Below are 13,235 nucleotides of genomic sequence, written 5' to 3' on the forward strand. Positions count from 1 at the left end.
CCCTTATCCGTTGTAGGGCAGCAGCTTGGCTACGACCGGGACGTTGGGATCGGTCGCATTCTCCGTCACGACATAGTCGAGCGGGAATTTGGAGCCATCGGCCGCTTTGACCCATTGCGTGCCGATGATCGGGCCGGGCGAGACATTGGGGACCGGACCGGAAGTGAAGTCGACCTTGCCCGCGATTGTGACCGTGTTGAGTGTCGCAATGGATTTCACGATGGCATCCTTGCTCTTCGGGTCGGTCGTCTTCTTCAGCGCATCGAAGCCGGCATCGAAGAGCGACAGCGTCGCGCCGAGCTGCTGGGTCCATTGCTTGCCCGACGAGGCCTCGTAGCCATCTGCAAGTTCAGGGCCGCTGACACCCGCGATCGAGGACTTGTAGGGGAAGGCCTTGTGCCAGTAGGCGGCACTGCCGAGATTGACGCCGAGATTGCCGAGCGCCTCGACGCCGGAGGGGAAGAGGCCGGTCTTGGCCACCTGAATGATCTTGACCTGGCGATGCAGGCCCTGCTGCGCCGCCTGGCGCCAGAAGGTGGCAAAGTCCGGGGGAATCGGGAAGGTGTTGATGATCTCGACGCCTTCCTGCTTGAAGAGCGCGATCTGGCTGGAGAAATCGGTCGTGCCGGTCTCGTAGGCGCCGGGGTCGACAATGGTGAAGCCGTCCTTCTGCAACAGAGGCGCGAGATTGGCGCGGATCGCATTGCCGTCGGCATCATTCGGATACATGACGCCGACCTTCTTGTTGGTCTCGATCAGGTTCCATTGCGACACATAGGTCTTGTGGAATTCACCGACGCCAAAGCCGAAATGGTAGCTCCATTTGAAGGGTGACGGTGCGCCGGGCTGGGCGCCGCGGCCGAAATACCAGGCTTCCCAAGGCATGACGGTCGACAGGCACGGCACGCCGGCGGCCTCGCAGGCATCGGCCACCGGGTTGATCGTCTCGGGCGTCGAGACGGCCAGCATTATGTCGATGCCCTGGTTGTTGATCAGGTCCTTAGCGAGTTGGCCGGCACGGGATGGATCTGACTGGGTATCCTGGTCGAGGATCTCCACTGCGTATTTCTTGCCGCTGATCTCGATGCCGTCGCCTATCGCCTTGCGGACCAACTCGAGAACGTAGCCGTCTGTCTCTCCGAAACTGCCAAGTGGACCGGTGCGCGGGCTGATGAACCCGACCTTGAGCGTATCGGCCGCAAAGGCCGGACGCACGCCGAGTGCCAGTGCCGCGGCTGTGGCGCCTGTTGTCGCCATGAGTTCGCGCCGTGTCATACCCTTCTTCATTGCCATTCCTCCCCTTTTCGAAATCTCCGTTTTGAGCCATGGCTCAGATCGGATACTCTCCCTTGCCGCTGGATATCGTGATCCAGCGGAGTTCCGTGAATTCGTCGAGTGCTGCCGGGCCCCCGAATTTGCCGTAGCCGCTGGCCTTCACCCCGCCGAAGGGGATCTGCGGTTCGTCGGCGACGGTGGCCGAATTGATGTGGCAGATGCCCGACTCGATGCGCTTGGCGACCTCGAAGGCGCGGCCGAGGTCTCGGCCGAAAACGGCGCCCGACAGGCCATATTCGCAGTCGTTGGCGACCGTCACGGCCTCATCGACCGAGCCGACGCGGATGATCGCGGCGACCGGCCCAAAACTCTCTTCGCGATAGAGCCGCATCGGGCGGGTGACGTGGTCGATCACGGCGGCGTCCATCATCGCGTCATGGTTCTCGCCGCCAGTCAGCAACAAGGCTCCCTTGGCAACAGCGTCATCGATCAGGCCCCGCACGCGGCGGGCGGATTCGGCGGTGACAAGGCTGCCGAGCGGCAACTCACCCCGTGTCGGATCGCCGGCCCGCAGGCTTCTCGCCTTGGCGAGGAATTTCTCGACGAAGGCATCGGCGATGTCGTCCATGACGATAATCCGCTCCGTCGACATGCAGATCTGGCCCTGGTTGAAATAGGCACCGAAGGCTGCGGCCTTCACCGCCTCGTCGAGGTCCGCGTCGTCGAGGACGATGAAGGCCGCTTTGCCGCCGAGTTCCAACAAGCAACGTTTGAGATGCTTGGCGGCCGTCTGGGCGATGATCCGACCGACACGGGTCGAGCCGGTGAAGTTGATACGGCGTATGACGGGGTGACCGATCAGCTTTTCCATGATCGCTGAGGCGTCGGCCGGCGCGTTGGAGATGATGTTGATAACCCCTGCCGGGAAGCCCGCCTCCTGCAGGACGTCGCCGATCAGACGATGGGTCGCCGGGCAAAGTTCGGATGATTTCAGCACCACCGTATTGCCACAGGCAAGCGCGATTGCGATCGAGCGGACACCGAGGATGACCGGTGCATTCCACGGCGCGATCGCGAGGCAAACGCCAGCCGGCTGACGATAGGCGAAGGAGGTCTTGCCGGGAATGTCGGTGGGGATAATTGCGCCGCTGACTTGCGTCGTTGCGGCCGCCGCCTCCTGGAAGATCCTGGCTCCCAGTTCGACATTGAAGCCGCTCCACTCGCGCGTGGCGCCGGTCTCGGCCATCATGGCTGCAGTGAAATCCGGCGCACGCGCAAGCAGCAAGTCAGCCGCGCGTTCGAGAAGCTTGCGGCGATGGCCGGGGCTCGATTGCGACCAGCCGGGAAAGGCTGCGGCGGCGGCATCGGCCGCGGCCACCGAATCTTCCAGAGTCGCTGCGGCCGAGACGGCGACAAGGTCGCCGGAGACGGGACTGAAACGCTCGAAAGTCGCGGAACCGGAAGCGGGGACATCTCGACCGCCAATCAGCAGGTTCACGAGCCGCGGTGAGGCCACCGCTGAACGGTCGCGCCGATTTTCGATGATGACAGGATTGCTTGTCAGGACCATGTCCGCCTCCTCCCAAAGGCCGATAGTGAAAATGCTACGCCTTGTGCCGGAAATAAGAATGTGATTTTCTGGTCAACACTTGTTATTTTGTGGTAATTTCACGCATGCACGTCGAGTCCGCCATCCATCACGATGCCCGCGGCGAGGCAATCGAGGCGGCCATCCAGCCGCGCTTGATCCGCATCGGCCGGCCGCCACAGCGCTGGTTCCACCATGCGCTGTTGCTAGTGAATGGTTCGATCCGCCTGTCGCGTGATGACGGCGCAGCGCCAATTTCAGGTCCGGCCATTGCCTTCTTCCCACCCAGCGAGGGTGAAATGATCACGATCGGCGCAGGCAGCCGCGGTTATCTCGTCGGCATGTCGCCGGAGATCATCAGTGAGGCGATCGGCGACCATGCCGAGTCCGCAGCGCTTCGCGTCTTTTCCGGTAGCGTCTCATTCAATGACGCCCTGCAGCCGACAACGGTTCGAGAGATCATTCCCCTGTTTGAAGGCGTAGTCACAGAACTCGCAGAGGAAGGGCGTTCGTCGCGAATGGTGATAGCCGCCTTTACGCGGCTCATCCTGATGGCCGCGTGGCGGCTGACGCGTGGCGCCGATGTCGCGGAGGAGCGCCGCGCGAGTTCTGGATTGATCCTGCAGCGGTTCCGACAATCGGTAGAAATCGGTTTCCGCCGCCACCGTTCCATTGCCGACTATGCCTACGAACTCGGAATCAGCGCCGACCGGTTACACGCGATCTGCCAGCGCATGCTGTCGCGTTCGCCGCTCCAACTGGTGCATGACCGCGTGGTGCAGGAGGCCAAACTGCGCCTCGAGCGCTCGGCCCGCAGCGTGCAGGAGATTTCTTATGGGCTCGGCTTCCGAGATCCCGCCAATTTTAGCCACTTTTTCAAGCGTCATGCAGGGCTTTCGCCTGCGCGATACCGCGCCCTCTCCGTGAGCGAGGCCCAAAGGCTCACCATCCCGACGTCGTCTGACTATCACGACTGGCCGTAGTTGGCTCCAACCGTTTTGGCGATCCTTTGGCCCTGTCTATTGTGTTCGCCTATTCAATATGTGCCTATGTAAAGTACATATCGAGGTCGCCATGAATACCCGCTTCTCAGTTGCCACGCATATCCTGACTTTTCTTCAGTGCCAGCAGGGGTCTCCCGCATCTTCCGAACTCATAGCATCAAGCGTCAACACCAACCCGACGCTCATCCGACGGCTCCTTTTACAACTGGCCAACGCCGGGTTGACAACCTCTCAGATGGGAAGCGGTGGGGGCGCATTGCTGGCGCGGTCGGGTTCCTCGATCACGTTGCTCGACGTTCATCGCGCAATCGACGAAGAGTTCGTGGCTTTTCCACTGCATCAGGAACCGAACCATCAATGTCCGGTTGGCCGGAACATTAACAAAGTTCTGCGCGGTCGCCTTGCGGAGGTCCAAACCGCGATTGAACTCGAACTCTCGCGCACGACCATCGCTGATCTCGCCACCGATATTTTAGCGATCAATTTAGCCTGCTGAGCGAAATTCGGATTTCTAGAGCAGCACCGCTTTACATTTATATGTAACCGACGTAGATACATATTTTCTGTTACAGAAATGGTTACATATCATGAAAACCAAACTCCCGCGCCGCGTTGTGCTTGCGATGGCGGCGTTTCTCCCCCTCGGAGCGAACCTGGCGGTTACCTCCACTCATGCAACGGAGAGCAATATGACCACGCAGGAAAAACAGGTCTTTGACCTTCTCAAGGCGATCGAAACCGGCGCGGCCGAGCCAGTCGGCGTGATCAATCCGGAGAAGTACATCCAGCATAATCTCGGAGCAGCCGACGGCTTGAAAGGCTTTGGCGATCTGCTTGCTGCTCTTCCCAAGGGGGCGGCCAAAGTGAGCACAGTGCGCGTGTTCCAGGACGGTGATTTCGTTTTCGCCCATAGCGATTATGATTTCTTCGGACCGAAGATTGGGTTTGATATCTTCCGCTTCGAAGACGGCAAAATCGTTGAACACTGGGACAATCTCCAGCAGACGGCAGGCCCCAATCAGAGCGGCCGTACAATGATCGACGGACCCACGGAAGCCAGGGATCTCGATAAGACGGAGGCCAACAAGACCTTGGTTGCGTCTTTCGTCGACGAAATTCTCGTCAACGGCCGTACGCAGAAGCTGAGCGATTATTTCGACGGCGACAACTACGTGCAGCACAATCCGCAGATCGGTGACGGCCTGTCGGGGCTGGGTGCAGCTCTGAAGGCAATGGCAGACGCCGGCATCACCATGAAGTACGACCGGGTCTATAAGGTTCTGGGAAAAGGCGATTTCGTTTTGACGGTCAGCGAAGGCACATTTGCCGGTAAGCTGACGTCATTTTACGACTTGTTCCGGGTCCAGAACGGCAAGATCGCTGAGCATTGGGACACGATCGAAACCATTCCGGCCAAGGCCGAGTGGAAGAATCAAAACGGTAAGTTCTGACATGTTGCGGGGGCTCGGCCCCCGCCTTACTCTGGTAGCTCACAGCTGACCTAAGAGACGAGCCGCGGCTCAGTTTGAAGTTTCGTCTTCGTCCCGCGCCAGGCCTCGAAAAGCGTTGGGGGTTGCCCCGGTAGCCGCCTGAAACATGGCAATGAAGGCAGAGTTTGTGCTGTAGCCGAGCTTGTGGGAGACGGTTTGCACGGGAAAGCCATCCGAAAGCATGGCAAGCGCCCGGGAGAGGCGAAGCCGCTGCCGAAGGTTTGAATAGATGGAGTGGTTGCCGCTCTTCCCACCCGACAACTCCTGTTGGAGGATCGTCGGGCTAATCCAACGGGACGGAAGGACGGCGAAGATGACAATAGGGACAATGATCGGGATCGACCTGGCGAAGAACGTTTTCCAGGTGCATGGAGCCTCAATGACCGGGGAGCTAAAGTTCCGCAGGAAGCTATCTCGGCTACAGTTCCGCAAGTTCATGGCGGACCATCCTGTGGCAACCGTGGTGATGGAAGCCTGCGGAAGCGCGCACTATTGGGCTCGGGAGATGGCCAGACATGGCCATGAGGTAAAGCTGATCGCACCGCAGTATGTGCGGCCCTTCGTAAAGTTATGCTCACCTCGCCATAATTTGACTAATCACGAGGTCGTCGTAATGCGGAGGAGCGCGGCCTGATCGGCGGATTTTCGCTGTTTTCCGATCGGCTTGCTTTGCATTATTCGGTGCCGAACCTCTGCGGGTCAATCGACCAACAGAGGACTCGCCAATGCCCTATATCCGTCACGAACTAATTGCCGCACTCAATTCCTCCCTTATCAGTCAGCGATACAGCCCGGTCGTGGTGAGGAATTACTGCACCTACGCATCTGGATTTCTCGATTATCTGGGACAGCGGGGCATCCTGGTCGCAGACGTGATCGACGTGCAGGTAGAGCAATACCTGCGGCACGCGATCGTAAAGTTCGAAAAGGAGCGTGGTCGACGTCCCGGCGCACGCTGGCACGAGGTTCCGCGCTCCGGAATTCATGCGCTGTTGCGACTTGCTCACGGTCAATGGCCGCCAGCAATCGAGCCTATCTGCGCGGCCGATGTGGCCCGATTTGCAGTTTGTGACGAATACGAAATCTGGCTGCGTGAGGAACGCGGGTTGGCTCGCTCCAGCGTCGCAGCGCTGATGTGGGAAGCCCGGAACTTTCTTGCCTGGCAGATCGATTACGGAAGCGGCGGCTTGGCGGGGCTGAGCGTCGTTGACGTAGACCGTTACATGGATCTGCGCGCGCCGAAACTGACGCGCTGCTCGCTGAAGTCTGTCGCAGAGCGGCTTCGCTCGCTGCTGCGATATCTCCACATCACGGGTCGCGTCACAACGGACCTGTCAGGGCATGTGATAGCTCCGACGCTTTATGCATATGAAGGAGTGCCCTCAATCCTGGAGCGAGACCAGATCGCCGCGGTGCTGGAAACCGCGAGGGCGGACAAGACGCCAGCGGGGCTGCGGGACCATGCAATCCTGCAACTCCTTGCAACATATGGGCTACGGTCTGGAGAGATCCGCAATCTGCGGATCGAGGACATCGACTGGCGGACGGAAGCCATCCATGTTCGCCACCACAAGACGCGGGCCAGCACATCGCTGCCCCTGATGGAGCCGGTCGGTGAAGCGTTGCTTGCTTATCTGCGTTCCGGGCGGCCCGTGACGGACGCCAGGGAAATCTTCCTCCGCACGCGCGCGCCCTATCGCAAGCTCGACAAGCTTTACAGCGTGGTTCGCCGGTGGCTCCGTGACGCTGGTGTCCAACCGCCTGGTAAGTGTGGACCCCATATCTTCCGCCATGCGCGCGCTGTTGAGATGTTGCGGGTCGCGGTGCCTCAAAAGGTCATCGGCGACGTGCTGGGGCACCGTTCGACGGGATCGACGGCTCCCTACCTCAAGCTCGCCACCGAGGACCTCAGGGCCATTGCGCTTGACGTGCCGGGAATGGAGGTGCTGGCATGACCGCCCGCTGGCCCGATCCCGACCGCGCGATCATTGACCGCCATGTCGCGATCCTTGATCTGCACAGCATGAAAAGCCGAGCCTGTTATCGGCAGGTCCTGCATGGCTTCCAGGATGTGGCCGAACGTTACGATGCACTCGGTCAGGAAGTGCTGATTGCGTGGCTGCGTAAATCGGCCGAATGCTGGGCAGCGACGACGCGGCTACACCGCACCCGCATCATTGACCGGTTCCTCGAACGCCTGGTGGAAATCGGCGCGATCGAACGCAATCCCGTCACCGCTCTGCGAGATGCGTGCAATATCAAGCAGTGCATGCCCATCTGGCGGGCATTGGCGTCGCGGGATCCGGAACAGGCTCTCGCCGAACTGCGCCAGCCCAGGCCGTTCGGCAGCGTGCTGGGCGAAATGATGGCTGAGCATGTCGCGATGATGCGGCGCAGAGGATACAAATACACTTCGCAGCCCCTGTTGCTCTTGCGGTTCGACCGGTTCCTGCAGCTGCATCCGGGACCGGAGGCCGAACCGCTGAGCGCCATGGTTGATCGATGGGCGGCAACGAATGTCACGCGTCACCAAGTGGAGGAATGCGAAAAGCTCAAACGCGTCTTTGCGAAAATCCTTCGTCACCGCGACCCGTCGATACCTGTGCGGCGACCGGACCCGAGACCGAGGAAGGAGGCGGCCAGGCAATGGCGAAAGGCTCATATCTACTCGCCTGCCGACGTGCGGCGGATGCTCGAGGTTGCCCGCACCTATCCGTCTCCACGGGTGCCGCTTCGGCCGCTGAGCATGTACACAATGCTGCTGCTGGCCTATTGCGCAGGCTTGCGGCGCGGCGAGCTTGCCCGGCTCGATCTTGGTGACGTTGACCTGCGGGACGGTACGGTAACCGTCCGGCAGACCAAGTTCTTCAAGACTCGGATACTGCCGCTTCCCGACAGCGTTGTAGTCGAGCTTCGCGCCTACGTCGATGCACGGCGTCGTGCCGGTGGATCACAGGACGCGCGCTCCGGCTTGTTCTGGCACGAGCGAGGCGACGGTCACTACACGCCGGAAATGATCACGTGGTTGCTCTCTGACGTCATACGTCGCGCTGGGTTGAAGCCATTGCGAGGAAAAGCGGGCCCTCGCGTTCATGACCTGCGCCACTCGATGGTCGTGAACAGAATCCTGGAATGGTACCGGACGGGCATCAACCCGCAGGATCGCCTGCCGTTCCTCGCGACCTATCTCGGCCATAGGGATATCAACTCTACATTGGTCTACATCACCGTCACGCAGGAGCTGCTGCATTACGCGAATGAGCGGTTCCGGGCAGTTGGCGCACCGTGCCTCAGCATGGGGCAGGAGATGCGGCCATGAGCAAGGTTGACCGGTTCCCGGCCCTGCTGCGCGCGTTCTTCTACGAATGGCTGGTCGAGCAGCGCAACGCATCCATCCATACAGTCCGATCATACCGCGATACCTGGCGGTTGTTGCTCCGGTTCGTCGCCCAGCGTACTGGGAAGAAGGTGGCTATGATCACGCTGGCCGATCTGGCCGCCAGCGAGGTCGCCGCGTTCCTCAGTCACGCCGAACATGACCGTGGCGGTACGATCGGCACGCGCAACTGCCGGCTTGCGGCGATCCGCAGCTTCTTCCACTTCGTGGCCACAAGGGATCCTGGATCGATCGCGCAATGCGTGGAAATCCTCAACATACCGATCAAGCGCGCTCCGGTGTCGGAACCGAGCTATCTGGATCCGGCGGAAGTGACGGCGATCCTCGCTCAGCCAGATCGTTCGACCATTGAGGGCATGCGGGATCATGCGCTGCTCTCGTTCCTCTACAACAGCGGCGCACGAATACAGGAAGCGCTCGACCTTTGCCCAGAAGCAATCCGGTTCGAAAGCCCGAGTTGCGTGCGTTTGACCGGTAAGGGACGGAAGGAACGTATCTGTCCGCTCTGGCCAGAAACCGTGATGTTGCTGCGGAAACTGCTTGAACGGCAACCACGGGCGCCCGACCAGCGGCTGTTCGTCAACCGCTATGGCGAGCCGCTCAGCGCCTCCGGGGTCCGGTTCAAGCTCGCCGCCTACGTGAAGGCGGCGGCCGAAACCATGCCAACGCTGCGTGCCAAGCACGTAACGCCACACGCCTTCCGGCACGCCACCGCCGTGCACCTCATCTCGGCCGGCGTCGACATTACGGTCATCCGAAGCTGGCTCGGTCATGTCAGCCTCGACACGACCAACCACTATGCCAGGGCCAATCTGGAAACGAAGCGGAAAGCCCTGGAAAAGGTCGCCGTTCCAGCCACACCCGGCAGCCAGCCATCCTGGAAGCGCGATGCCAGCGTGCTCGCCTGGCTCGACACACTCTGAAATAATGCGGAGGAACATCGACAAGAACGGCGAAAATCCGCCGATCAGGCCGCGCTCCTCCGCATTACGACGACCTCGTGATTAGTAAAGTTATGCTCACCTCGCCATAACTTGACAAAGGGCTTAACGTAGGCCGGCGGGATCAAGCGAACATCATGGCCAAGTTTGCCGATCTCACGCGCCCAGTAATGCGCGGTGGCGCAGGCCTCCATCGCGACGATGCATTTGGGCAGTTCCGTAAAGAAGGTGACGACTTGGCCGCGAGACAGTTTCCTGCGCAAGACCACACTTCCATCGCTTCTGGCGGCATGAACCTGAAACACCCGCTTTGCAAGGTCCAGGCCAACGATGCTAACTTCCTTCATGGATGCTCTCTCCTCTAAGTGACGTTCTCGCGAACGTCACTCTGGCACATTGCGATGCCGTCGGGAGGGGGCATCCACTCCATCAGCTCTCAGTGCAAATCAACACCCGCACCCTTGTCGCGTCATCAATGGCAGTGAACTGGAAGCGTCGAACCTTTTCACCGCACGCCCCTTTAAAAGTCAGGAACTTGACGTCCATCTGAATGTGGTGGAGATAATATTTGCTCCGGAGATGGAGAACCTTCTCTTCGATCTCGATAGGCGTTCTGTTGGCGTGCCATTTAGGAATGGGCGGGTGATTCACCAAACCGGCGTCGCCGTGTTTCCGATAGGCTTCACGCCAACGGTAGAAGCTGCTGCGACCAATCCCAAAATACCGGCAGGTCTTCGCAACATGCCCAGTCTCGTCAGCATGCCGCAGAATGCGTAGCTTGCGCTGTATCTCGCGCTGATCCTTGTTCATGTGCATCTCCATCGTCCCAGAATTGGGAAGCTAATGGAAATGTCCCGCGAGTACCGACATATCTACACGCCTAGGTGCTACGCTCGTGGCGAGACACCATGTCGTCAAGCATAGTCAACAGAAACTTTCGTTCTCCCCCAGACAAAGGACGCAGTAAACGTTCGATCGCCTCTTGGGCTGAGGGACCGAGGTCTTGGAACAGTTTCACTCCAGCATCGCTAAGGGTCAGTACGCGCCGACGTCGATCCGCGAGGTCGATCCGCCGCTGCACCAGTCCGCGTCCCTCAAGAAGTCCTATCACGAGTGCGGTCGTCGAGCGGTCGAGATGAACCAGGCATGCCAGGGTCGCCTGATCGATGGCGGGACAATGCGACAGCGTATAGAGCACACCGAACTGTGTCGTGGTTACATTGAACGCTTCGCATTCCCGAACGAAGATCCCGCTCGATAGCTGATGGCTTCGCCGGATCAGATAACCGGGACGGCTGTAAAGGTCGCGCAGCGGTCCCTCGGTATCCAGTTCCCCCCTGCCGAGATGTTCAGTGACCAGATGTTCCATGATGTCGGTAAACCGAGACACCTCGGACTGGTCGGCATCTCCTAGCAGGCTTTTTACGGCAGTTGCGGCCGGTTCCAGGGAGCGCTCGAACAGCGCCCTTCCTTTGGCGGAAAGGTTAAGTACGCGCCGGCGCCGATCCTCTTCGTGCATCACGCGATGCAGCAGTTCGCGCCGTTCGAGCAAGTCAACCACTAGTCCAGTCGTTGACCGGTCGAGCCCTACCAGACGCGCCATCCCGGCCTGGTCGAGATCGGCGACGCTGGCCAGCGCGAAGAGAATTCCGAACTGGGTAGATGTGATCCCGAGTTCCGACGTTTCGGCGGCAAAGATGGCGACCGCCGTCTGGTGGGCGCGGCGGATCTTGAATCCGGGGCGGTTATAAAGCCCCGACATCTGCGAGAACGAGACATCAGCATTGCAAACCGGTCGCTCACTTCCGTCGATCGTCAATTCATTTGTCATTCGTCAGATGCTCAACTTGCTCGGTCGAAGGATTGAGAAGTCATCCTACGATTCCTCGTCTCGTCAATATCCTATCTAACAAGGCCAGATCGCCACGACAATCCCGCAATACACATTTCTGGGGAAGTCGATTATCCGGTTGAAAATAGTAAGACGTCATGGTATTTAGATCGCAGTGGGAAGCGACGAGGCCGTCGAGACACGGCTAACCCGAATCTCAAGTGGCGGGGAATGGCTTGAAGAAGCTCAGGTAAAGCAAGGTGCCCGTCCTATTGCCGTCATCTCTTCGATGGGAATTTTCGGCAGAGAAACGGTCAATATACGTGATCAGACGTCATACTAAATCGCAGGAGGGTAATTTTCAGATGAAGGTCATCATTATCGGCGCCGGAATCGGTGGAATGACGCTGGCATGCAAGCTTGCGGCAGGGGGAATCGTTCCTGAGGTCTATGACGCAGCGCCGCAGTTGCAGCCGGTCGGCCTGGGAATCAATCTATTGCCGCATGCGAGTAAGGTGATGGCCGAGATCGGAGTACTCGGCGAGATCGCCCGCCGAAGTGTTGAAACCTATGAATCGACCTTCTTCAATCGCTTCGGCCAGCATATCTTTTCGGAGCCGGCGGGCCTCCGGGCAGGCTACGAACTCCCTCAATATTCCGTGCATCGCGGCGACTTGCATCAGTCGCTGCTGCAGCGCTTCGCCGAACTGGCGACAAAGCGACATCTTCATGCCGGCCATCAGTGCGTCGGATACGATCAGGACGACGGTGGTGTCACAGTGCATTTCCGGGACACGCTTGGCCAGAAGCTGTTGGAAAGCGTGCGCGGCGACGTTATGGTGGCGGCCGACGGCCTGCATTCTGTGGTTCGCAAGAGCTTGCACCCCAACGAGGGCGATCCGGTCTATTCCGGCGTTAACATGTGGCGCGGAGCAACGCTACATAAGCCGTTTCTTGATGGAGCCAATATGACGCGCATCGGCTGGCTGTCGACGGGAAAGCTGGTGATCTATCCTATCCGGAACGATGCCGACGGCCAAGGGAACCAGTTGATCAACTGGGTGGCCGAGATCGAAACCCCGACGTACAAGAAGAAGCGGGACTGGAACAAACAGGGTTGCTTCGACGACTTCATGTGGGCGTTTGAGGACATGAAGTTCGACTGGCTGGACGTGCCGGCGCTACTGCGCAGCACGGATGCGGTCATGGAATTCCCTATGGTCGATCAAGATCCGCTGCCGTTTTGGTCTCAGGGACGGGTGACGCTGCTAGGCGATGCCGCTCATCCTATGTACCCTCGTGGTTCTAATGGCGCAGGTCAAGCCATCCTGGATGGAAAGGTGCTGGGCGACGCGCTTCTGAGCGCTGAGAACCCGCGCGACGCCCTCAAGGCATATGAAGGAGAACGGCTGCCAATAACGGCCAAAGTAGTGCTCACAAATCGCTCTACACCGCCTGATATCATCCTCAAGGAGGTTTTCGAGCGCACCGGCGACAAGCCGTTCGACCGCATCGAGGATGTCATTTCCGCAGACGAACTTGCCAGCCTCTCTTCAAACTACAAGAAAATCGCAGGGTACGATCGCGAACGGGTTGCTCAAAGCTAAGATTCCCAAGGACTTGCGGCATTAGCGGGTGGAGAGAAATCAGCCATTAAGGCGGGGCAAATCTGTCAGCCGTTTTGGCAGACGTCCCGGCTAAGGGCTCGT

Annotated in this window: 11 protein-coding genes and 3 pseudogenes; 8 read left to right on the forward strand and 6 right to left on the reverse strand. The window is 59.5% G+C overall.

Features of this window, described 5'->3' with window-relative positions; all coding sequences use genetic code 11:
- Positions 1–3: 3 nt before the first annotated feature.
- Complete coding sequence (locus ACST81_RS25450) at positions 4–1,287, reverse strand: ABC transporter substrate-binding protein (RefSeq protein ID WP_283159219.1); 1,284 nt, start codon at positions 1,285–1,287, stop codon at positions 4–6.
- Between the two features lie 43 nt (positions 1,288–1,330).
- On the reverse strand, positions 1,331–2,845 hold the full coding sequence (locus tag ACST81_RS25455) for an aldehyde dehydrogenase (protein WP_269703739.1): 1,515 nt from the start codon (positions 2,843–2,845) through the stop codon (positions 1,331–1,333).
- A gap of 104 nt (positions 2,846–2,949) precedes the next feature.
- Between ACST81_RS25455 and ACST81_RS25460 the strand changes: the two genes are divergently transcribed.
- The 3 genes from ACST81_RS25460 to ACST81_RS25470 all read left to right on the forward strand — a co-directional run bounded on the left by ACST81_RS25460 (position 2,950) and on the right by ACST81_RS25470 (position 5,318).
- On the forward strand, positions 2,950–3,846 hold the full coding sequence (locus ACST81_RS25460; RefSeq protein ID WP_269703736.1) for a helix-turn-helix domain-containing protein: 897 nt from the start codon (positions 2,950–2,952) through the stop codon (positions 3,844–3,846).
- A gap of 91 nt (positions 3,847–3,937) precedes the next feature.
- Positions 3,938–4,363, forward strand: a complete 426-nt coding sequence (locus ACST81_RS25465) for an Rrf2 family transcriptional regulator (RefSeq protein WP_269703734.1) — start codon at positions 3,938–3,940, stop codon at positions 4,361–4,363.
- 91 nt (positions 4,364–4,454) lie between these two features.
- The gene (locus tag ACST81_RS25470) at positions 4,455–5,318 is read left to right on the forward strand and encodes a nuclear transport factor 2 family protein (protein WP_269703732.1); all 864 of its coding nucleotides are present in this window, start codon (positions 4,455–4,457) and stop codon (positions 5,316–5,318) included.
- 69 nt (positions 5,319–5,387) lie between these two features.
- On the opposite strand, the gene ACST81_RS25475 is transcribed toward ACST81_RS25470, so the two are convergent.
- The gene (locus ACST81_RS25475; RefSeq protein ID WP_428845913.1) at positions 5,388–5,789 is read right to left on the reverse strand and encodes a helix-turn-helix domain-containing protein; all 402 of its coding nucleotides are present in this window, start codon (positions 5,787–5,789) and stop codon (positions 5,388–5,390) included.
- On the opposite strand from ACST81_RS25475, the pseudogene ACST81_RS25480 reads away from it, so the two are divergent.
- From ACST81_RS25480 to ACST81_RS25495, 4 genes and pseudogenes are all read left to right on the forward strand, one after another.
- Positions 5,671–5,925 (forward strand): annotated as a pseudogene (locus ACST81_RS25480) (IS110 family transposase); the annotation flags it as partial. The gene ACST81_RS25475 and the pseudogene ACST81_RS25480 overlap by 119 nt on opposite strands.
- A 157-nt stretch (positions 5,926–6,082) precedes the next feature.
- Positions 6,083–7,312 carry a site-specific integrase gene (locus tag ACST81_RS25485; protein WP_269704327.1) on the forward strand — a complete coding sequence of 410 codons (1,230 nt, stop codon included), beginning with the start codon at positions 6,083–6,085 and terminating at the stop codon, positions 7,310–7,312.
- The gene (locus ACST81_RS25490; RefSeq protein WP_269704329.1) at positions 7,309–8,676 is read left to right on the forward strand and encodes a tyrosine-type recombinase/integrase; all 1,368 of its coding nucleotides are present in this window, start codon (positions 7,309–7,311) and stop codon (positions 8,674–8,676) included. The genes ACST81_RS25485 and ACST81_RS25490 overlap by 4 nt, the downstream gene beginning before the upstream one ends.
- Positions 8,673–9,677 carry a site-specific integrase gene (locus tag ACST81_RS25495; protein WP_269704331.1) on the forward strand — a complete coding sequence of 335 codons (1,005 nt, stop codon included), beginning with the start codon at positions 8,673–8,675 and terminating at the stop codon, positions 9,675–9,677. The genes ACST81_RS25490 and ACST81_RS25495 overlap by 4 nt, the downstream gene beginning before the upstream one ends.
- A gap of 110 nt (positions 9,678–9,787) precedes the next feature.
- Here the strand turns inward: ACST81_RS25495 and ACST81_RS25500 are convergent.
- The 3 genes and pseudogenes from ACST81_RS25500 to ACST81_RS25510 all read right to left on the reverse strand — a co-directional run.
- A pseudogene (locus tag ACST81_RS25500) lies at positions 9,788–10,042 on the reverse strand (IS110 family transposase); the annotation flags it as partial.
- 100 nt (positions 10,043–10,142) lie between these two features.
- Positions 10,143–10,505: pseudogene (locus ACST81_RS25505) on the reverse strand (helix-turn-helix domain-containing protein); the annotation flags it as partial.
- Positions 10,506–10,575: 70 nt separating this feature from the next.
- Positions 10,576–11,526: a MarR family winged helix-turn-helix transcriptional regulator gene (locus ACST81_RS25510; RefSeq protein WP_269704293.1), complete on the reverse strand. Its 951-nt coding sequence runs from the start codon at positions 11,524–11,526 to the stop codon at positions 10,576–10,578.
- A gap of 365 nt (positions 11,527–11,891) precedes the next feature.
- Between ACST81_RS25510 and ACST81_RS25515 the strand changes: the two genes are divergently transcribed.
- Positions 11,892–13,133 carry a flavin-dependent oxidoreductase gene (locus ACST81_RS25515; protein WP_269704291.1) on the forward strand — a complete coding sequence of 414 codons (1,242 nt, stop codon included), beginning with the start codon at positions 11,892–11,894 and terminating at the stop codon, positions 13,131–13,133.
- Positions 13,134–13,235: the final 102 nt, after the last annotated feature.

It is taken from the genome of Pararhizobium sp. O133, from assembly GCF_051669845.1.
Classification (GTDB): Bacteria; Pseudomonadota; Alphaproteobacteria; order Rhizobiales; family Rhizobiaceae; genus Pararhizobium.

Excerpts from the sequence above, each read along its gene's own strand:
- ACST81_RS25460 (WP_269703736.1), top strand. The coding sequence starts at position 2,950 with ATGCACGTCGAGTCCGCCATCCATCACGATGCCCGCGGCGAGGCAATC.
- ACST81_RS25495 (WP_269704331.1), top strand. The coding sequence starts at position 8,673 with ATGAGCAAGGTTGACCGGTTCCCGGCCCTGCTGCGCGCGTTCTTCTAC.
- ACST81_RS25490 (WP_269704329.1), top strand. The coding sequence starts at position 7,309 with ATGACCGCCCGCTGGCCCGATCCCGACCGCGCGATCATTGACCGCCAT.
- ACST81_RS25455 (WP_269703739.1), bottom strand. The coding sequence starts at position 2,845 with ATGGTCCTGACAAGCAATCCTGTCATCATCGAAAATCGGCGCGACCGT.
- ACST81_RS25450 (WP_283159219.1), bottom strand. The coding sequence starts at position 1,287 with ATGAAGAAGGGTATGACACGGCGCGAACTCATGGCGACAACAGGCGCC.
- ACST81_RS25470 (WP_269703732.1), top strand. The coding sequence starts at position 4,455 with ATGAAAACCAAACTCCCGCGCCGCGTTGTGCTTGCGATGGCGGCGTTT.
- ACST81_RS25515 (WP_269704291.1), top strand. The coding sequence starts at position 11,892 with ATGAAGGTCATCATTATCGGCGCCGGAATCGGTGGAATGACGCTGGCA.
- ACST81_RS25510 (WP_269704293.1), bottom strand. The coding sequence starts at position 11,526 with ATGACAAATGAATTGACGATCGACGGAAGTGAGCGACCGGTTTGCAAT.
- ACST81_RS25485 (WP_269704327.1), top strand. The coding sequence starts at position 6,083 with ATGCCCTATATCCGTCACGAACTAATTGCCGCACTCAATTCCTCCCTT.
- ACST81_RS25465 (WP_269703734.1), top strand. The coding sequence starts at position 3,938 with ATGAATACCCGCTTCTCAGTTGCCACGCATATCCTGACTTTTCTTCAG.